The sequence below is a fragment of the Arthrobacter sp. CJL-S3 genome, from assembly GCF_056711635.1.
In genome coordinates this window covers 3,544,441-3,564,412 of sequence record NZ_CM160046.1, presented here as the reverse complement: position 1 = coordinate 3,564,412, position 19,972 = coordinate 3,544,441, and the positions used below count along the sequence as shown (strand labels likewise).

General features: G+C 64.5%; 18 protein-coding genes. 10 read left to right on the top strand and 8 right to left on the bottom strand.

Going from position 1 to position 19,972, the window contains the following annotated elements; all coding sequences use genetic code 11:
• Positions 1-303: 303 nt before the first annotated feature.
• From AC06G6_RS16310 to AC06G6_RS16295, 4 genes are all read right to left on the bottom strand, one after another.
• On the bottom strand, positions 304-654 hold the full coding sequence (locus tag AC06G6_RS16310) for a hypothetical protein (RefSeq protein ID WP_479823742.1): 351 nt from the start codon (positions 652-654) through the stop codon (positions 304-306).
• 328 nt (positions 655-982) lie between these two features.
• Complete coding sequence (locus AC06G6_RS16305) at positions 983-3,199, bottom strand: S9 family peptidase (RefSeq protein ID WP_479823740.1); 2,217 nt, start codon at positions 3,197-3,199, stop codon at positions 983-985.
• Positions 3,200-3,320: 121 nt separating this feature from the next.
• Positions 3,321-4,400, bottom strand: a complete 1,080-nt coding sequence (locus AC06G6_RS16300) for an LCP family protein (protein WP_479823738.1) — start codon at positions 4,398-4,400, stop codon at positions 3,321-3,323.
• A gap of 59 nt (positions 4,401-4,459) precedes the next feature.
• Positions 4,460-5,050, bottom strand: a complete 591-nt coding sequence (locus AC06G6_RS16295; RefSeq protein ID WP_479823736.1) for an arsenate reductase/protein-tyrosine-phosphatase family protein — start codon at positions 5,048-5,050, stop codon at positions 4,460-4,462.
• A 239-nt stretch (positions 5,051-5,289) separates the two neighbouring features.
• On the opposite strand from AC06G6_RS16295, the gene AC06G6_RS16290 reads away from it, so the two are divergent.
• The 3 genes from AC06G6_RS16290 to AC06G6_RS16280 all read left to right on the top strand — a co-directional run bounded on the left by AC06G6_RS16290 (position 5,290) and on the right by AC06G6_RS16280 (position 8,909).
• Positions 5,290-5,832, top strand: coding sequence for a hypothetical protein (locus tag AC06G6_RS16290; RefSeq protein ID WP_479823734.1), 543 nt, complete (start codon positions 5,290-5,292; stop codon positions 5,830-5,832).
• A gap of 224 nt (positions 5,833-6,056) precedes the next feature.
• The gene (locus AC06G6_RS16285) at positions 6,057-7,247 is read left to right on the top strand and encodes a hypothetical protein (RefSeq protein WP_479823729.1); all 1,191 of its coding nucleotides are present in this window, start codon (positions 6,057-6,059) and stop codon (positions 7,245-7,247) included.
• Positions 7,248-7,331: 84 nt separating this feature from the next.
• Complete coding sequence (locus AC06G6_RS16280; RefSeq protein WP_479823727.1) at positions 7,332-8,909, top strand: tyrosine-protein kinase domain-containing protein; 1,578 nt, start codon at positions 7,332-7,334, stop codon at positions 8,907-8,909.
• A 59-nt stretch (positions 8,910-8,968) separates the two neighbouring features.
• On the opposite strand, the gene lepB is transcribed toward AC06G6_RS16280, so the two are convergent.
• A complete protein-coding gene (gene lepB / locus AC06G6_RS16275; RefSeq protein ID WP_479823725.1) occupies positions 8,969-9,682 on the bottom strand; it encodes a signal peptidase I in 714 nt (237 codons plus the stop codon).
• A 131-nt stretch (positions 9,683-9,813) separates the two neighbouring features.
• Here lepB and paaA point away from each other — a divergent pair, with 131 nt between their 5' ends.
• From paaA to galU, 7 genes are all read left to right on the top strand, one after another.
• On the top strand, positions 9,814-10,845 hold the full coding sequence (gene paaA, locus AC06G6_RS16270) for a 1,2-phenylacetyl-CoA epoxidase subunit PaaA (protein ID WP_479823723.1): 1,032 nt from the start codon (positions 9,814-9,816) through the stop codon (positions 10,843-10,845).
• Positions 10,842-11,147 carry a 1,2-phenylacetyl-CoA epoxidase subunit PaaB gene (gene paaB, locus AC06G6_RS16265; protein ID WP_024367847.1) on the top strand — a complete coding sequence of 102 codons (306 nt, stop codon included), beginning with the start codon at positions 10,842-10,844 and terminating at the stop codon, positions 11,145-11,147. Before paaA ends, paaB begins: the two co-directional genes overlap by 4 nt.
• A complete protein-coding gene (paaC, locus tag AC06G6_RS16260) occupies positions 11,144-12,085 on the top strand; it encodes a 1,2-phenylacetyl-CoA epoxidase subunit PaaC (RefSeq protein WP_479823721.1) in 942 nt (313 codons plus the stop codon). The genes paaB and paaC overlap by 4 nt, the downstream gene beginning before the upstream one ends.
• 11 nt (positions 12,086-12,096) lie before the next feature.
• A complete protein-coding gene (gene paaD / locus AC06G6_RS16255) occupies positions 12,097-12,651 on the top strand; it encodes a 1,2-phenylacetyl-CoA epoxidase subunit PaaD (RefSeq protein WP_479828725.1) in 555 nt (184 codons plus the stop codon).
• Between the two features lie 15 nt (positions 12,652-12,666).
• Positions 12,667-13,899, top strand: coding sequence for a 1,2-phenylacetyl-CoA epoxidase subunit PaaE (gene paaE, locus AC06G6_RS16250; protein ID WP_479823719.1), 1,233 nt, complete (start codon positions 12,667-12,669; stop codon positions 13,897-13,899).
• Between the two features lie 40 nt (positions 13,900-13,939).
• Entirely contained in the window at positions 13,940-14,719 is a 780-nt protein-coding gene (locus tag AC06G6_RS16245) for an enoyl-CoA hydratase/isomerase family protein (protein ID WP_479823716.1), read from the top strand.
• Positions 14,720-14,817: 98 nt separating this feature from the next.
• Complete coding sequence (galU, locus tag AC06G6_RS16240; protein WP_479823713.1) at positions 14,818-15,708, top strand: UTP--glucose-1-phosphate uridylyltransferase GalU; 891 nt, start codon at positions 14,818-14,820, stop codon at positions 15,706-15,708.
• On the opposite strand, the gene AC06G6_RS16235 is transcribed toward galU, so the two are convergent.
• The 3 genes from AC06G6_RS16235 to AC06G6_RS16225 all read right to left on the bottom strand — a co-directional run bounded on the left by AC06G6_RS16235 (position 15,701) and on the right by AC06G6_RS16225 (position 19,261).
• Positions 15,701-16,156, bottom strand: a complete 456-nt coding sequence (locus tag AC06G6_RS16235; protein ID WP_479823711.1) for a VanZ family protein — start codon at positions 16,154-16,156, stop codon at positions 15,701-15,703. The two genes, galU and AC06G6_RS16235, sit on opposite strands and share 8 nt — an antisense overlap.
• A 683-nt stretch (positions 16,157-16,839) precedes the next feature.
• Entirely contained in the window at positions 16,840-17,181 is a 342-nt protein-coding gene (locus AC06G6_RS16230) for a hypothetical protein (protein WP_479823709.1), read from the bottom strand.
• Between the two features lie 244 nt (positions 17,182-17,425).
• Positions 17,426-19,261: a hypothetical protein gene (locus AC06G6_RS16225; protein ID WP_479823708.1), complete on the bottom strand. Its 1,836-nt coding sequence runs from the start codon at positions 19,259-19,261 to the stop codon at positions 17,426-17,428.
• Positions 19,262-19,972: the final 711 nt, after the last annotated feature.

The window sequence follows — 19,972 nt, the reverse complement described above, 5'->3', positions numbered from 1 at the left end:
CAACCGGAAGTCGCGCTGGCCAAGCACTTGTTGGCTCTCAGGCCCCACATCGATAAACCCAGTGCCCGGGCGGGGTCAGATCCTCGGTAGTCAAATACCGAGGCGATGCCGAGCTGGGATCGATAATCCGTCCCCTGCATACTTCCGCCCCGGTAGTCGTGCTCAGGGCTGACTTCGAGCCCGTGTGGAATCGGGATGTTGCGGGAAATTTGCCCGCAGCGCAGTTCGTAGGCAGCGCCAGCGCTAGCGTCGGTCTTTCTCTCGAATCCGCCTTGCAGGAGTCCGGGCTTGGAAGAGCAACCGCTAGAGCAAGGGGGAATCCGTCGTTGGCAGTCGCGGATTCCCTGACTTCGACGACTTAGTCAGGGTCGGGACCAGTTCGCCTGCCACCTCGACGACCTTTTCAGACGGCACGCCAGCGGCCAGGGCAGCAGCAATCTGCACGTCGCACGCGGCTCTAGCCTGGTCAAGGGCCCATTCAGCGGCCTCGACCTCGCCGACGCGGGTGATCAAGGCAGCCAGCTGCGTCTCTTGGAGGGCCACCAGGCCAGCGGCCGCCCTTGTGGATGGCGCAAGCTCGTGTTCTCCGTCCAGGGTCCAATCGACCTGGGCGATGGACAGAGGGGGAATGTTTGAATTCGTGAACGGTTCCACGGTGCGGCCTTCTACGACTGGCGAAGCAATGCTCCGAGTCGCTGCGCGGAATAAGGTCTCTGAGGACCACCAGACTGGATACGTCCGTTTACTATGGCCGAGAATACACACCAAGCTTCGGAATATGAAGTGCACGCATCCGTCGCAACCTCCACGCTGGCCTTGACCTGGCTTCGTACGCCACACGCCCATGGCAGCCATTTGTGGCGAATGGGCGAACGCCCTGCGAGGACGAGCCAGCCCGGACCATCCAGTGCTCCGCAACGGCCCTTATGGGGTCCCAAAAGGGCCGTTGCGGAGCACTCGATGGGGGGAGGGGGAGGGGGGGCTACTTCAGCCCGGCGCCCGGCAGCAGCTCCGTCGCGCCGAGGGAATCGGCGACGAAGGCGTAGTCCCAGGCCCGTTCCTTCCACTGCACGTAGCGGCCCGAGGCGCCGCCATGGCCACCCTCCATCTCGATCTTCATCACGATCGGCTCGCTGCCGGTGTTGACTTCGCGCAGCCGCTGCACCCACTTGGCGGGCTCCACGTACAGCACCCGGGTGTCATTAAACGAGGTGACCGCCGCGATCTTCGGGTACGCCACAGCGCGGACGTTCTCGTACGGGGTGTAGGACTTCATGTACTCGTACACGGCGCGGTCGGTGATCGGGTTGCCCCACTCCTCCCACTCCAGCGCGGAGAGCGGCAGCTCCGGATCCAGGATGGTGGTCAGCGCGTCCACGAACGGGACGGCGGCCACGATCGCCGCGTACTTCTCCGGCGCCAGGTTCGCGACGGCGCCCATCAGCAGGCCGCCGGCCGAGCCGCCCATGGCCGCGATCCGGGCTGGGTCCACCCAGCCGGACTCCGCCAGCCAGTCGGTGGCCGCGATGAAGTCCGTGAAGGTGTTCTTCTTCTGCAGCTTCTTGCCGGTGTCGTACCAGTGCCGGCCCAGTTCCCCGCCGCCGCGGATGTGCGCGATCACAAACACGATGCCCCGGTCCAGCAGGGACAGCCGCGGGATCCCGAAGCTGGGGTCCATGCTCATCTCGTAGGAGCCGTACCCGTACACCAGCCCGGCCGCCGTCGAGTCCCGCTGCACCGAGGCGTGCCGCAGCACGGACAGCGGGATCCGGGTCCCGTCGGAGGCCTCCGCCCACTCGCGGGTGGCGACGTAGTCGGCGGCGGAGTAGCCGCCCAGCACCGGGCTTTCCTTGCGCAGCAGCAGCTCGCCGGCGGGCTGTTCCGCGGTGGGCAGCACAAAGTCGTAGACCCGGGACGGGGTGAAGTAGGAGGTGTAGCCCATCCGGATCACGGGGGCCTCATAGTCGGAACCGGCCACCCCGGCGGTGTAGAGCTCCTCCTCGAAGGCCGGCTCCACCGGCGCGCCCTGCTCCGGGGTGCCCAGCCCGGCCAGCGGCAGGACCTGCACGCGCTCGATCGTGTCCTTGCGGACGGAGACCACCAGGTGTGTGGAGGTGACGCCGGCGCCGTTCACGCGCACCTGGTCGGAGTGCTCGACGACGGTGGTCCAGTGCTGCTCCGCGACCGGCTTGTTGAGCTCGGCCGGGTCCAGCAGCGAAACCATGGAGTTGATGGCGTCCCTGTTGTGGGTCAGGACGATGGCCTCGGACTGTGTCCCCGACGCGTCCGCCAGCAGGAATGGTTCGGCCTCGTAGAGGATGCGCTCGTCCCGGGAGACCACGGTGGTCAGCCCGGCGTCAAGCGCGTCGAAGCGCAGCAGCCGGGTCTCGCTGAACTCGGAGCAGCCGATGCTCAGCACCAGGTGGCGCCGGTCGGCGGAGAGCTCGAAGCCCAGCCACATGGCGACGTCGTCCTCCTGGTAGATGACCTCGTCGCCCTCGACGGGCGTGCCCAGCACGTGCGACTTCACCTGGTACGGCCGCCAGGAGTCGTCCACCACGGTGTAGAAGATCCGGGTGCCGTCGGGGGAGAAGGAGACGCCGTAGAAAATGTTCTCGATCACGTCGGGCAGGAGTTCCCCGGTCCGCAGGTCCTTGAAGCGCAGCGTGAACCGCTCGTCGCCGGCGTTGTCCACGGCGTAGGCGTAGAGGTGCCCGTCGATGGTCACGGCGGCGCCGCCGACGGCGAAGAACGGCTTGCCCTCGGCCTCGACGTTGCAGTCCAGCAGGATTTCCTCGCCCGGAACCTCGACGCCGACCTCGACGGCGGGGGGCGTCCAGTCGGCGACCCGGTCCCCGGTGTCCTGGGCGCGGACGCGGCACTGGATGCCGTATTCCTTGCCCTCCACCGAGCGGGTGTAGTACCACCAGCCGTCCTTGCGGTGGGGCACGGAGAGGTCCGTCTCCTGGGTGCGGCCCTTGATCTCCTGGAAGATGGCCTCGCGCAGCGGCTCCTGGTGCGCGGTCACGGCCTCCTGGTAGGCGTTCTCGGCCTTGAGCAGCTCCACGACCTCGGCGGATTCCTTGTCCCGCAGCCACTCGTAGTTGTCCTCGAAGGCATCACCGTGGTGCGTGCGGAGGGCGGGGATCTTCTTGGCAACCGGGGGCTGCGGGGACGGCTGCACGGGAGTCTGGGTCATGGACCCAATATATAGAGCCACGGTCACCCCTGGCGTAGGCGTTCGCTACCGGGGTAGCGCACCGTTCGGGACGCCGGCGGGAACCCTGAGGTCAGGTCTTCCCGCCGGCGACGGCGGCGCCTCAGTTCCCGTTCTGCAGCCCGTTCGCGGCGATGTACTCGCCCAGGGTCCCGGACGCCAGCGCGGCGGCCACGGCGGCGGTCGCGGCCGGGTCCTGCCGGACGATCGACTGGCCGTCTCGGCTGAACCCCACGCCGGCCGTCGGGAGGGTGAAGAACAGGCCGTTGCCCGGCGGTGTGGCGCGGAGGCTGAAGGCGAGCTGTTCCAGCGTTTCCACCGTGAGCCCGGGGGTGACCGTGACGTGGGGGAGGACGGTTGACACCAGCTGCTTGATGGTGTTCCGGTCTGTCAGCCCGCCCTCGGCGGCCATTTTGGCCATCATGGCCTTGAGGAAGGTCTGCTGGTTCCGGACGCGCTGGTAGTCGCCGTCGGAGAAGGCGTGGCGCTCGCGGACGAAGGCCAGCGCCTGCGCCCCGGTGAGCCTGTTCACCCCCGGCGGGAAGTAGAAGATGTCGTCGACGGTGCTGGTGAAGGGCTGCGTGATGTTGACATCCACCCCGCCGAGCGCATCGGTCATGGCGGCGAAGCCCTGGAAGTCCGCCATCACGGTGTGGTTGATGGGCTGGCCCAGCAGGGCCTCCACGGTCTGCGTCATGAGCGGCACTCCGCCCAGTTCCAGCCCGGCGTTGACCTTGGCCGCACCGTAGCCGGGGACGTCCACCCACAGGTCGCGCATGATCGAGATCCCGTAGATGGCCTGCCGGTCCGCCGGGAGATGGAGCAGGACCAGGGCGTCCCCGCGCTGGTCCGAGGTGGCGCCGGAGGCTGCGACGGCCCGCTCATTGACCCGGCTGTCACTGCCCACCAGCAGGATGTTGAGCGCAGCGGGCGGCGGATCAGGGGTCCGGGTGGGCGTGGGTTCCGGGGTGGGAGAGGGCGGGGTTGTCTCCGGGGCCGGGGCGGAGGTCTGCGCCGGGGCCGCGGTTTCGGCGCGCGGCCGGTTCAGCAGGAACGCGGCGGCGGCGACGGCGAGGACCAGCAGCCCGGCGATGATGACGATGGCAAGGGTGCGGCGGCGGTGCGTGCCGCCCGGGGCCGCGGCTGAGCCTGCGGCTGCTACTGGTTCCGGCGACGTTCCCATGGCCGGACACTACCACCGCGCTCCGCCAAAAGATGCCGGCGGCGCAGAGGCAAAATCGATCAGCTGTGCTGGCGGGCGAACCGCAGGATGGCGAGGATGGCCGGGGCCAGCTCGTCCTCCATCTGGTTGTACAGTTCCTGGCCGCGCCGGTAGGGGTCCACCACGTCGTTGTCGGCGGCCTCCGCCGCCAACGCCAGGTGCCGCACGGAGGCGGCCCGGGCCGGGAGTTCCCGCCAGAACGCGGGAAGGTCGACGACGGCGGAAGGCGCGTCGCGCTGTTCGAGGACCTGCAGCATCCGGGCAAATTCGCGGATGGTGAAGGTCCGCTTCAGCAGCGAGGCGTCCATCTGCATCACGGCGCCGCGGTGTTTGGCGGTCATCGCCAGCACCAGGTCGGACTCCCTGAGGATCTTGGGCGTCAGCAGCCGTGCCGCAAAATCATCCGGGGTCCCGCCGTACGTCCTGATGATGTCGGCCGAGAGCGGCTGGATCGGATCGCCCACCATGGCGCGCGTGCCGGCGCTGCTCACCAGAAAAGCGCCGGGCTGCACCTGGTCCAAGCCGGTCTGCAGCAGGCGCTCGGCAACCGGCGAACGGCAGATGTTGCCGGTGCAGACCGTCAGGATCCGGACGGGGTGGGGGGCTTCCAAGGTTTTCCCAACTTCCATTCGCGAGACTCGTGCCGGTGGCGTGGCTTTCGAGTCTAGCCGCGCCGGGCTCTACCGTCCCGCCTTTGGGAGATAGGGCCGCTTTCTGTCGTTCTTGAAAATAAAGCATCTTGATATTGAAGATTCACGCTTTTCTGCGTACAGTCGTTCAAGAACGCCGAAACGCTCGGCAGGAGCTTGCCCGACGGGGGTTCTCCACAGCACAAGAACTTGGGGTAAAGATGTCGGAGATCAAGAGCCTGACCGCACCGAAAGCTAGTTTCGACCGCCGTTCCGTTGTGAAGGGCGCGGCCTGGAGCGTGCCCGTTATCGCGGCAGCTATTGCGGCTCCGGCCGCTGCGGCGTCGCCGAAGACCGCGACCATGGCCCTTGCCGCGCGGACACAGGGTGTGTCGTTCAAAGGAAAAGCAAACCGCACCGCAACGGTCTCTACGGGTTTCACAATCAGTAACACGCCCGGTGCCGCAATTCCCGCAGGAATCATTGTTAAGGTAACTATCACGGGTGCGCCGCAAGTCAGTCTCACCGCAATGTCGGGGGGAAGCGTGACGACTGCCGGGGCTTACGCAGCCGGAGCTTACACAATTTACTTTCAAACATTGGCTTCCATCGCGGGAGGTGCTAACCAGCTCTTTACCTTCAGCGGCTTCTCCCATGAGGCCGCCGGTAACGACAACGCCGCGTACAGCTACACCTTCAAGGTCACTTTCTCCATCCCAGGCAACCAGCTTGAAGCCTCTTCCACTCTCAACCTGAACGCGTAGGGGCGAATGCTCCGCCGCCGCCCGGGTGAGTGTCCGCCGAGCGTTCCCTGAGTGGTCTAATAGCCATTAGCAGATTTCTGGGAACACTTTGGAGGAACCATGTCGGAATGGGCCCAGCGGCGTGGGTGTTTGATAGCTGAGGTCTTGTCCAGCCCTTTCGACCCGCCATGCAGTGACAGATCGCCTATTCGGAACGGCTCAGTGTTTCTAATTGGTGAAATCCGGTGAAGGATTCCATTGACTTGCATGTCGAGGTGCTGAAGACTCCATTCACCGTCAGCTGGGGTGCACGAGTCACAACTAGTCAGCGGCAATCAATGGTCAAGGCGTGGAGCCGCTGCCTCAGTGAGCCCAGGAACCTCATTGCCCTGGAGGCTGTTCCCGGCACTGCAAGTTTGCCGTTTACTGCATCTGTCTATTTTGACTCCCGGGTTCCAGGCGGGGGCGTCAGGCACCTCGGTTCGGAGACCTTTGAGGGCTTGGCTGAAGCCGTGACCTCCGAAATTACAGTCGCTGCCATCCTCGAAAGCGCAGGCGAGCTCACCATGCTCCACGCCTGCGGTGTCGCGGATCCCAGCGGCGCTGTTATTGCACTTGTCGCAAAGTCAGGCACCGGCAAGACGACGGCCTCGTCGCAACTTGCCCGGTCACTTGGCTATATAACTGACGAAACTCTGGCGATTCGGGTCGATGGGACGGTTGTGCCATACCCGAAGCCGCTGTCCTTTAAGCAGGCAGCGCGGGGCGCCGCCAAATTGCAGGTAGGCCCGGACGAGCTGGGCTTGAAAGTCGCCCCGGAAAAACCCCGACTCCGAGCCATCGCGCTGCTCGACAGAGTTACCGGGGCGGACTACCAGCTTCCTGTCATCGAGCCCGTCCCTCTGGTCGAGGCAGTGCTGGCGCTCATTCCCGACACATCATCCCAGGCCGCCCTGGTCGAGCCGCTTCAATCACTCTGCCGACTCATTGAAAGCGTCGGCGGAGTGTTTCGCCTCCGCTATTCGGAAGCGGCCGACCTGGCGGAAAGCGTCGCGCCGCTCTTTCAAAGGGCTCCCGTCAGACCGCAGGGAACCAGCAGGGAATGGGCTCCGGTGCTGTTGGAGCCAGAGCCGTGGCCAGCAGCTCGGGGAGCGGGCTCACGACCGTCAGGTTCAATTCCCGCAGGCTGGCTGCAGGCCGCGCACGCAGTTGACGCTGTCGAGATAGGCGAGGACTTGTTGATCCTGACGGAAGCCGAACTCACCAAGCTCAGCGGCATCGGACCCGTCATATGGAAGTCCGCCCGACGTCCTGTCTCGATGCAGACTTTGGCGGAGCGGATTGAGGCCGTGCATGGGCTGCCCCAAGGCTATGAAGCGCTGCTGGATGCGGCCGTGGACGGACTAGTCACGCAGGGACTGCTCCTGCGCGGTTAATATGCACACCAACGCGGTCGGCGTACCGTACAGTAAATTTTCGTGTGGGTCGTTGGGGCCAGGCACGGGGGAGAGGACCTAAGCGTGACTGGTTTTGAAGCGGCCGAAGACAATGCGAAGACTGCGGCCGGACTTGCGCTGGAGGACTACCTGCGCATCGCCCGAGCACGCTGGAAAGGCATCCTCGCTTTCACGCTGGCACTGACCGTGCTCGCCTTCTGCTGGACCCTCTTGCAGCCGAAGATCTACGCCGCACAGTCCACCGGGCTTGTGGTGGCAGGCGGTTCGGACAACCTCAGCCTTTCGCTCATGAGCGAGAACTTGGCCCAGACCAAGGCAACCAAGTACGAATCCGTGGCTAAGTCCAGGCTGGTGGCCGAGCGCGTCGTTACGGAGCTTGGCCTGAATACTTCGCCGGACGCCCTGCAGGGATCCGTCTCCGTGACCGTGCCGAAGGAAAGTGCTCAGCTTGCCGTCACTGCTACGTCCACTGACCCCGCGATGGCTCAGCGTGTCGCGGACGCCTGGGTCCGGGGCCTGGCTGAGCAAGTCAAAGAGCTCGAGAGCATCCCGGCTGTCGAGGGTTCAGATGTCGTGCAGGTTCCGGTGATCCGGGTGGTTCCGCTGGGTCAAGCCGTCCTGCCGACCGCCCCAACTTCCCCCAACGTGAAGTTGTCGCTGGGCATCGGGGCTCTGGCGGGATTGGCGTTTGGTCTCGCCTATGCCTTGATTCGCCACCGCTTGGACCGCCGCCTCAGCAGTGCTACTGCGATCGAACGCCGGTTCGGAATTCCGGTGCTGGGGACGCTCCCCGTGGACCACCGTCTGGACGGCAAGAGTAAAGTGCTGGACGACGGGTTCAGTCCGATCGCGGCAGGCGAAGGCTCGCATGCCATCACTGAAGCGTTGCGGGAGCTGCGGACTAATCTTCAGTACGTCGACGTCGATAATCCCCCGCGGATCATCGTAGTGACGAGCTCCGTCCCGGCCGAGGGCAAGTCGACTGTGACGGCCAACCTGGCGGTCACCATGGCTGCCGCCGGCGAAAACGTCGTTGTCGTCGACGGCGATCTTCGCCGCCCCACCCTGGTCGATGTCTTCAATCTCGTTCCCGGAGTCGGTGTAACCGACGTCCTCAGCGGCCATGCCGAGCTGGAGGACGTGCTGCAGGAATGGAGCGCGATGCCCAACCTGCGCGTGCTCGGATCCGGCCGGATCCCGCCGAACCCCAGCGAGCTTTTGGGGTCGCAGGCCATGAAGACCCTGCTCAAGACCCTCGCCCAGGACGCCATCGTGCTGGTCGACGCTCCGCCCTTGCTACCTGTTACGGACGCCGCCGTCCTCACGCGCATCGCCGACGGGGCGATTGTTGTCATCAGGGCCGGAAAGACCACCGATGAGGAGCTGGGCAAGTCTCTCGGCAACCTCAACCGGGTGAACGGCAACGTCCTCGGCACCATCCTCAACTGTGTGCCCACTACCGGTGCAGGTTCGTACCGGTACTACACCGCCTATCAGTCCCATGAAACCCAGCCGGAGCCCGTGTCTGTCGGATCCCAGCGGGACCACCTGGAACCCGCGCCCGTCTACGACCAAAGCGCTGAATTGCCTGCGCGGCCGGCGACGCGGCTGCCGGCGCGAAGCCGGACATCATTTGATTGAGCAGTGAAAAATCCCCTCGGAGCAACTTGTTCCGAGGGGATTTTCGTTTGTCGATAAGGTCAGCCGACTCCGCCAGCACGGTTCAGCGGCCAGAACCTGACCGCCACATGCCCGACGACGGCCGAGGACGGGATCGTCCTGACGCAGTCGCCAGCGACATCAGCCGGCTTACGGCAAGCGATGGCTGAATCTACTGAGTTGGAACGGTGGTCACCCAGTACCACCAGTTCGCCTTCGGGGACGGTAAACGGGGGAACGCACCGGAGGGATAGGGGACTGGTCTGGCAGTCGAGGCTGCCCGCCTCAAACGGCAGATCCTTGAAAATGTAGGGCTCGTCAAGCGGCTGGCCGTCGATGCGCAGTTGACCGTCGTCTCCGCAGCAGCTGACGGTCTGGCCACCGGTCGCAACCACCCGCTTCACCAGGAACTGCTCGTTGGAGGGGCCGATCCCAGTCACATCACCGAACGAACGCGCGAACCCCGCGACCCCTCCGCTGCGTGGCACGGCGGATTCCGCCTGCCAGCTGTCCGGCCGGGTGAACACCACGATGTCCCCGACATGCGGTTCGGAGCCCGCATAGGCAAGCCGGTTCACGAGGATCCTGTCCCCGCCGTCCGCGGATCCCTGTAGCGTCGGCTCCATCGATCCGGACGGGATCCGGTACGCCTTCACCAGGAACCCCTGGACCAGGGAGACGGCCACCAGGGCGATCAGCATGTTCCGGGCCACGGAGGCCCAGAGGGGGAGCTTCTTGCCGGCGCCGATATTCACGAGTTCAAGCTACCACCGGCGATCTGCGCCCGCGTGCCGCAGATCGCCCCGGTGCTTGACGCATCTCCCGCCTTCCGCATATCCTGAACGAACGGTCGGTAATTATTTATCGGAAATGCATAGGAGCAACCATGGCATCGCAGACCCTGCAGTCAGTGCCCGGAGAGCCAACAGCGGCACGGCACGAACAGAGCCTTGAAGATGTGGCCCGGCGCGAGGCTGAAGGCCAGGCATACTTCGACAAAGTCATGGCGGAAGACTCGCGGATCGAACCCCGCGACTGGATGCCTCCGGCATACCGCAAGACCCTGCTGCGCCAGATCTCCCAGCACGCGCACTCGGAAATCATCGGCATGCAGCCGGAAGCCAACTGGATCTCCCGCGCCCCCAGCCTCAAACGCAAGGCCATCCTCATGGCCAAGGTCCAGGACGAGGCCGGCCACGGACTGTACCTGTACTCCGCCGCCGAGACCCTCGGCCAGCCGCGCGATCAGATGATGCAGGACCTGATGGACGGCAAAGCCAAGTACTCCTCCATCTTCAACTACCCCGCCCGCACCTGGGCCGACATGGGTGCCATCGGCTGGATGGTCGACGGCGCAGCCATCGCCAACCAGGTGCCGCTCTGCCGCGCCTCCTTCGGCCCCTACGGCCGCGCCATGGTCCGCGTCTGCAAGGAAGAATCCTTCCACCAGCGCCAGGGCTTCGAGATCCTGCTGGAACTCTCCCACGGCACGCCGGAGCAGAAGCAGATGGCCCAGGAGGCGGTGAACCGCTGGTACGCCCCCGCCCTGATGATGTTCGGCCCGCCGGATGACGACTCGCCCAACTCCAAGCAGTCCATGGCCTGGAACATCAAGCGCTTCAGCAACGACGAACTGCGCAACCGCTTCGTCGGCATGATGATGGAGCAGGTCAAGGTCCTGGAGCTCACCCTCCCGGACAAGGACATTCGCTTTAACGAGGACACCAAGAAATGGGAGCACGGCCCGCTGGACTGGGATGAATTCCACGAAGTCCTCGCCGGCCGCGGCCCCTGCAACGCCCAGCGCCTGGAACGGCGCCGCGAAGCCCACAACGAAGGCACCTGGGTCCGCGAAGCCGCCGCCGCCTACGCGGAAAAACAGAGCCGCAAGCTAGCAGAGAAGGAATCCGCAGCATGACCACCCCCGAACCGCACGCAGGTAACGTCTGGCCCATCTGGGAAGTCTTTGTCCGCTCCAGCCGCGGCCTCTCCCACGTCCACGCCGGCTCCCTGCACGCGCCGGACGCCGCCATGGCCCTGCGCAATGCCCGTGACCTCTACACCCGCCGCAACGAGGGCGTGTCCATCTGGGTTGTCCCGGCTGACGCCATCGCCTCCAGCGATCCGGACGCCAAGGGCTCGTTCTTCGAGTCGCCCCAGGGCAAGGACTACCGGCACGCCACGTACTACACCAAGAGCGAGGGCGTGAAGCACCTGTGAGCACCTCACCTGAAACTGCGGCTGCTGCGGTCCCCGCAGAAACAGCAACCGGCGGCCATGGCGACATCTCCGTCGGCGTCAAGGGATCGGGCAACAGCGGCGAGGCCACGGCCAGCGCCACCCGCATCACCCCCGGCAACGCCCTCCGCCCGGAGGACATCGCCCTCGCCGTCAGCCGCGGCACCGCCAAGCCCAGCGAGGACGTCGCCGAGTTCGCCCTGCGTCTGGGCGATGACGCCCTGGTCCTCGCCCAGCGCCTGGGCCACTGGATCTCCCGCGCCCCGGAGCTTGAGGAGGACATCGCCCTCGGCAACATCGCCCTGGACCAGCTGGGCCACGCCCGGTCCTTCCTCAGCTACGCCGGCGGACTCGACGGCCGGAGCGAGGATGACCTCGCGTACTTCCGCCGCGAGCCCGAGTTCCGCTCCGTGGAGATCTTCGAACTCCCGAACGGCGACTTCGCCGTCACCATCGCCCGGCAGTTCGTCGTCAGCTACTACCAGTTCGAGCTCTACCGCCGGCTGACCCAGTCCACCGACGCCACCCTGGCCGGCATCGCCGCCAAAGCCGTCAAGGAAGTGGACTACCACCGCGACCACAGCGCCCAGTGGGTGCTGCGCCTGGCCCAGGGCACGGACGAGTCCCGCGAGAAGATGATCCACGCCTTCAAGGTCATCTGGCCCTACGTCGACGAGTTGTTCCGCGACGACGAACTCACCGACCGCCTCAGCGCGAGCGGCGCCGCCGTCGAGCCGTCCAGCCTGCGCGCCGACTTCGACCGGCTCACCGGCGAGGTCCTCGCCGCCGCCGAACTGGACGTCCCCAAGGTCCAGCCCGCCCCCGGCGGCGGACGCAAGGGACTGCACTCCGAACACCTCGGCTACCTCCTCGCCGAAATGCAGGTGCTCGCCCGCGAGTACCCCGGAGCCAGCTGGTAACCACCATGGACATGTACGTCAGCCACCCCACGGCCGCGGACGGCCGCCCGGCGGAGCAGCAGACCCCCGAGCAGAAGGCCTGGGACCTTGCTGCCACCGTCTGCGACCCGGAAATCCCGGTCCTCACCATCGAGGACCTGGGGATCCTGCGCAACGTCCAGCTCTACGACGACGGCGGCATGGTCCCCGCTGTGCAGGTCACGATCACCCCGACGTATTCGGGCTGCCCGGCCATGGACGCCATCCGCGACGACCTCAAGGCGGCCTTCCGCTGCGAGGGCTACCCCAGCGTCAACGTGGAAATGGTCCTTTCCCCGGCGTGGACCACGGACTGGATGAGCGAGGCCGGCAAGGCCAAGCTGCAGGAATACGGCATAGCGCCGCCCTCCGGCCACTCGGCCGCCGTGCGTCACGCCGGGCCGGTCCGCCTGTCCCTCGCTGTCAAGTGCCCGCAGTGTTCATCGTTGAACACCAAGGAGCTCACCCGCTTCGGTTCCACCTCCTGCAAGGCGCTGTACGTCTGCCAGGACTGCAAGGAACCGTTCGACTACTTCAAAGTTTTGTAAGGAACAGGTGCACCCATGACTGTTGTCCGCCAGACCGCCGCTGAAACGGCTGCAGCCACCGGCCGCCGCCGCGCGTCCTTCCACCCGCTGATGGTGGACGAGGTCCGCCGGCTCACCGATGACGCGATCGAGGTGACCTTCGGCGTTCCCGCCGAGCTCGCAGGCCAGTTCGATTACCTCCCGGGCCAGTACGTCGCGCTGCGCACTACCCTGCCCGATGAGTCCGGGGAGCCGAAGGAAATCCGGCGCAGCTACTCCATCTGCGCCGAACCGCAGAGCTTCGCGGACGGCAGCAGCGAGATCCGGGTCGCGATCAAGAAGGACCTGGGCGGGCTGTTCTCCACCTGGGCGAACGCCGAACTCAAGGCCGGCGACATCCTGGACGTGATGAGCCCGATGGGCGCGTTCGTGTCCAAGCACGGCCGGGACGGCAAAGAGCAGAACCTGATGAACTCGATGAACCATCCGGAGGCCATGGCCAGCGAACTGGCGGGGGAGCCCGGTTCCTTCGTCGCGATCGCCGCCGGCTCCGGCATCACCCCGGTCATCGCGATCGCCCGCACCCTGCTCGCTGCGCACCCGGAGACCCGCTTCGACCTGGTCTACGCCAACAAGGCCGCCATGGACGTGATGTTCCTCGAGGAGCTCGCCGACCTGAAGGACAAGTATCCGGCCCGGCTCGCCCTGCACCATGTGCTCTCCCGCGAACAGCGGATCGCCCCGCTGCTCAGCGGCCGGATCGACGCGGAGAAGCTGCAGGCGCTGCTGGGGACCGCCATCCACGCCGACGACGTCGACGAGTGGTTCCTCTGCGGCCCGTTCGAACTCGTCCAGCTCTGCCGGGACACCCTGGCCGAGCGCGGCGTCAACCCGGACCACGTCCGGTTCGAACTCTTCACCACCGGCAAACCGGACCGCCCCGAGGGCAACGCCGGCCGCCCGGTGATTGTGGACGAGTCCCAGGCCACGTACAAGATCACCTTCAAGCTGGACGGACTCCAGGGCGAGGTGGCCAGCCCCACGCACGCCCGCGAATCCATCCTGAACGCGGCCCTGCGGGTCCGCCCCGACGTGCCGTTCGCGTGCGCCGGCGGGGTCTGCGGCACCTGCCGCGCCAAGGTGGTCTCCGGTGCCGTCACCATGGACGAGAACTACGCGCTGGAGCAGGACGAGCTGGACAAGGGCTATGTCCTTACCTGCCAGTCTCACCCCACGACGCCGGAAGTCACCGTCGACTTCGACGTCTAAGCAGTCAGACCCCGCTTCCCGCCCCGACCCCAGGAGCCCCATGATTTCCCTCTCCATCGCCGACGGCATCGCCGAGATCGTCCTCGACGCTCCCCACAAGCTCAACTCGCTGGACGGGCAGGCGCTGAAGGATTTAGCACAGGCGTACGACGACGCCGCTGCCGCCGCCTCCCGCGGCGAGGTGCGGGCGCTGCTGCTCCGGGGAGAGGGGCGCGCGTTCTGCGCGGGACGGGACATCGCCGGCGTCACGCCGGAGACCGATGACGTCCAGGCGTACCTGGGCGGACTGCTGCAGCCTCTGCTGAAGAAGATGACGGTGTTCCCGGCCCCCACCTTCGCGGCGGCCCAAGGGGCCTGCCTGGGCGTCGGGCTGGGCCTGCTGCTGGCCACGGACGTGGTGTACGTGGCGGAGAACGCCAAGTTCGGTTCACCGTTCGCGAACCTGGGGGCAACGCTCGATTCCGGCGGCCACTGGTACTTCACCGAGCGCCTCGGCATGCACCGGACCCTCGACCTGATCTACACCGCCGAGCTGATGAGCGGCGCGGACGCCGTGGCTCAGGGGATGTTCAGCCGGGCCATGCCCGCGGCGGAGCTGCTGGAGAACACCCGCGCCATCGTGGCCAAGGCCGCCACCGGCGCCACCGGCGCGTTCAACGCCAGTAAGGAACTCGTGGCGCACATCCGCGACCAGCGGCTGGGCCTCTGGGAGTCCATGGAAGAGGAGAACGCCGAGCAGGCCCGGCTCTCCAAGACCGAGGACTACGCGGAAGGGTTCCTCGCGTTTCAGGAAAAGCGCAAGCCTGTTTTCAAGGGCTAGCACCGCCGGAAAACGGACTACGCGGGACAAAGCTGTCCCGGTACTTGTCTTTCGTGGAAGCCATTCTCATTTTTCGGGTGCGCTTGTAGGGTTCGTCTATGACTTCGGGGAAACCAGTAACTAAAGCTGTCATTCCGGCCGCGGGACTTGGGACACGCTTTCTGCCAGCCACTAAGGCGATGCCCAAGGAAATGTTGCCCGTGGTCGATCAGCCGGCCATCCAGTACGTTGTCGAGGAAGCAGTTCGCGCTGGCCTGACCGATTTGCTCATGATAACTGGCCGTCAGAAGCGCGCGCTCGAGGATCACTTTGACCGTGAGCCCAGCTTGGAACGCACCCTGGAACTCAAGGGCGATCTAGATAAACTCGAAGCCGTTCAGCATGCTTCCGCACTGGGGCCGCTCTACTATGTCCGCCAGGGCGACCCGAAGGGCTTGGGACACGCCGTACTCTGTGCCCGCCAGCACGTGGGAGACGAGCCCTTCGCCGTCCTGCTGGGCGATGACCTGATCGACGAACGCGACGAGCTCCTGAGCACCATGATCGAGGTGCAGGCCCGCACAGGCGGCTCCGTCATCGCCCTGATCGAAGTGGACCCCGCCGAGATCAGCGCCTATGGTTGCGCCGACATTTCGCCGGTCGACGGCGAAGGCCATGTGCGCGTCAACCGTCTGGTGGAAAAACCCTCGATCGCCGACGCGCCGTCGAACCTGGCCGTCATCGGACGGTACGTGCTCCACCCGGCGGTCTTCGATGTCCTGGAGGAAACCGAGCCCGGCCGCGGCAGCGAAATCCAGCTTACCGACGCCCTACAGACCCTTGCCACCTCGGACTGCGAGGGCAGCGGTGTGTACGGGGTGGTGTTCAAGGGCAGGCGCTATGACACCGGCGACAAGCTGAGCTATTTGAAGGCCGTCATCTCGATCGCCTCGGAACGGGTGGAGTTCGGCGAAGAGCTCAAGACCTGGATGAAGGCCTTCGTCAGCTAACACCGCGACTCGCGCCGCTCCGGGGGCGAAGGAAGTGCGCCACCAGGAGGAACCCCAGGAGGCATCCGGCGGTATTGGTGGCCAGATCCAGCGTGCTGGGGAAGCGGCTGTGAAGAAAGAGCAGCTGCCCCAGCTCCATACAGCTGGAGACCAGCAGCCCAAAGGCACTGATCTTCCACCAGGGTTTCCTCGGGAAGGTAAGGGCCGCGACTACGCCGAGAGGCACAAAGAGCGCCACATTGGCGGAGGCATCGACGAACCCGTAGCCAATCACCGCCGGCACTCCGAGGGCGTGGATCAAAAATAGGAATACAGCGATCTGTCCCTGCACCGGCCTATCCACCGGGCTCGGCCAGAAGCCAACAAGCGCCAGAAAGGCCAGAAAACCTCCCAGCATATTGCGCCATACCTTGGGTGTGGCCCTTTCCCTCACATCAAAGGTGCCCATGGCCGGCCGGCCGAAACTGAGGTGTGTGAAGGATATGAGAGAGTGGGTTGGTTCTTTCGGACTTACGCATCGGCCGGAGATCGGCTGATGCCGGTCTTGAAGCCGGCCATCGTAGAAATCGTTCCTCCGGGCGAGAGCAGCGATTCCGCCACCGCACTGTCTCGGCACACGCCCGTCGATTGACGGACCGTGTTCTCCGGCACGAGGCGCCCATTTCCTGGGACATGTACTGCCTTCCGCGGTCGATGTGGAAGAGCGCGTCGGGCTGGAGGTACCCGCGGTCCCTGCCATCCTCAGCGTACCGGCCTTGTGGAGGCACGCACACGGTCAGCCATCGGCCAGCGACCATGCTCACGAGTGCACAGGTCGATGACGGTGGCCAGATCCAGCCAGCCCCCATCGGTTTGCAGATAAGTATGTCCCCGACAAGCTGGGCCCAGGACCTCTTGGGTGAGGTCCCGCTAGGTGGAATCCCGGCCGATGAGATCGGCGAAATCGTTGTCCGGATCCGAAGGGATCGTGGTGCGTTTGAACGCCCGAATCCGCTTCCCTGCCCACCCCGTTGGCCGCCACGATGGCAGCGACTGCCCACGGAGAGCTGTATGCCGGCGGCCAGCCTCGTGTGGACGATCCGGCGCCCGAAAATCCCGTCGAAGAATCGAACGTCGTCTTCACCTGTCCTGTCAGCTCCAGATGCTGGAGGCCGTCGGGACTCCTCGGCGCCACGCCACTGGCAATACGAAGCCTTGGAAATGCCCAGTCGGCCGCACCTCCTCTGGATGGAACTGCTCCTCCTTCTCTGGAACAAGACGGTAGAGATCCTCTACCGTTGTTCTTGGACGATGAACGCGGAAGTTCTTTTTGGGAAAATCTTTCGGCATCCGCCGACTCATCGGGTCTGCCGTCGCACCGGTGCCAGGATCACGGCGCAGCTGCACCAAACGCTTCAGCACGTGGAAAAAGAAGCCCATCTCCGGGGCAGGGCAGCGGTGGTCGGCCGGAAGAAATGACAAGATCCACGGCATCGACTTTGACTTCCGCGGATCACGTTGGTCGGGCTGACATGAGCATGCAACCTCAAAACCATCTGATTTCAGCAGTACCGCTCAAATCATTCAAGGCTCGCGGTCCGGTTCTAGGTTGAATGTTTAGAAACACTCGTCTCTGCGGGGCCACGGGCCCTTCTTTCAACCACGACACGGAACAATTCCTCGCTAACCGGCCCATCTGGAAAGGTGGTCCAATCATCGAGACAGGGGCACCCCGTTGTCAGACGCCGAAGCCGAACTCGATGAATGCACTCACCGTCGCAGCTGCTGGCGTGGCGCCTGCCTCCACGACTCGGAACTCGATCTGGTCGCCTCCAGCCAGCGGATACTTGTAGGCATATTCCTGCGTGGCAGCGTGTGACATGCGCCAGTTCTGGTATGCACCTCCGAGTTCGTGCACTACCTTGCCCGTGGTCACGTTGAACACCTGCAGCTTGACGGTGTTGGCAGCACCCGTGAGGACCTTGACGCCCATGTTCAGGATGATTAGTGTTCGGGGTTCAAACGGTGCGCGAGTATGAGCGAACGTCCTCGCCTGCGACGCGTTCAGATCCATGACGGTGTTGCGTGACTCCGGCACGTAGACCGCCGCCCTATTGTTTCGCGGTTTGACGAATGGGACTGTACCGAAGCCGACCCGAGCCCTGAACTGGAAGGCCGAGTTCGTGCGGAACGGGAATTCCTGGTAGGCGTGGGCGCGGAGCCAGAACGTGTCGCCGCCGCTGGGTCCGGCCAGCGGAGACAGTGATCCGGCTCCGTAGGTGCCTTCCATTGACACTGCGGCGATTTCGTCCACGGTGTCGCCGTTGTTGCTGACCACGTACAGGTGAGCTGTGCAAAGGTCGGTGTCGGGCAGCCCGCCGCCTATTTCCGACGATGAGCTGCATACCCACATTGACCCGTCGTTGCGTACTTTCTGCGCCCACCATGAGGTGTTGTCAATGGCGGCGACCTGTTCCACAATTGGGTTCGGCTTGCCGATCTCCGTCCGGGCCATTCGATAGATGTGGTTCTGCCCTCCTGCGCCGTCACATCCCCATGCGATGTGTGTATCGAAGAACATCACATCGATGGACCGGGCGGGAGCGACCAGGCCAAATTGTGCCCTGATGTGCTTGTTCAGAATGACCGGCTCGATGTCTGTCCCTGCCGCGTTGACACGGTATACGCCCGCGATGTCGTTTTGGTCCCCCGCAGTGAAGTAGACCCGCTCCGAAATCGAGTCGTACCGGGCGCCGTGCCAGTGCCGGATCGTCTCATTGCCCCCGGGAGTCTTGGGCATAGACTTAAACACTGACCATGTCACGCCATCGTCAGTGGAACGGATGATGTCGATGTGGGTCAGTGTGGTCCCGCTGCTGTACTCCACAAAGTACAAGTAGCCGGTAACGGCGTCCTGCACGAGCGAGCCCGGACCGAGTGGGATTACATCTCCTCGTGCCGTCCAAACCGTTGACCAGGCGATGCCGTCACTGGCCGGGGTCGACCGCTGAAGAGTGGTAACCTGGCCCTCCTCCTGCTCCATGAGGAGCGCACCTGATGCCGTCCTATAGAACACCCCGTGGAACGCCCACGTTTGTGTGGGCGTAGCGAAGGCTCGAGGTAGCGTGTTGAATGCGCCAACGTCTACAGAACCCGCCGCCGGGTTCCATTTCTGCAACCGTAGGCCCTTGTCCGCCCCGATGGAGTAGGCGCGTCCGATGGACTCGTCTGCCCACACGATCTGATGATCGATGCGGGCGTTGGGGAACATGCTGTCCACCATCAGCACCGGGCGGCGCAGATTCTTGACGTTCTGGCCGTCTGTCTTGGACGCGCCACCCTGCTCTGCAAAGACTGCCGAAAGGTCCGTTGCCGCTACTGGCGCATGGGTTGTCAGGACTCCAAGCGGGGGGGACTGAACTTCGGCGTACGCATGGCTGGCTGTGAGACTCGACAACGCGGAAGTGCCGGTTGTGACCGCTGTCAGGGCACCAAACCGCATAACCATTCGACGTCCTATTCCGTCATGTTTCCAATCGTCGGACGACTCCTTAGCACTTATCTCGGTCGTCATGTCCGGAGCCCAGTCATGCCTGTCATAATCAATTTTGCCGTGTCGAAACTATCTAGTCTTCTCATGTGAGCATCCCCCATCCACCGTGAATATGTTCGTTCTGACTACACTCAGAAGTAGGAACGCTCCGAAGAGTTCTTGTAAGTGCATTACAAATGCACGTCCATCCCAGACGGAAAATCTCCCTGTAGACAAAATAGATTGCAGAGACGGATTCAACCCGGGTAGGAAGTACTCGCTTTTTTGCGAAAAGCCACTTGCTTAGCGAAAGCTTCGCTTTCTGGCGCAGTTGGATTGTTTGTTCCGGTGGGGACGGTGTCCGCACTGAGCAGGCATCTGAGGGTTTTTGGTGGATCTGTGAAATCCTCTGGCGATTTTGTGGGCGGTTTCATGACGCCTGTTGATCTCGGCTATGTTCGTGGGGAATTTAATTCTCGGATGAGTGTCATACTGCAGTCAGGACAGCATTTCTCTTGAGAATAACTAATTTGTAGATGCGGGCCTTTTCGGCGGCCGTGGGCAGTGCGGTTGAGGTCCTGGATGCCGGCGTCGAGGGCTTCGGCAGTTCCGGTGTTGGTTTGCGCCGGGGATCTTGAGCCGCGCACTGACGTTCCACACGGCTTGCACCATGGTCGTCGGCGGCGAAGACCTCACCCAGTCGGGGTGCCAGCTTGCCGCTGAGAATGTCGCCGAACCGCAGGAGCAGCATCC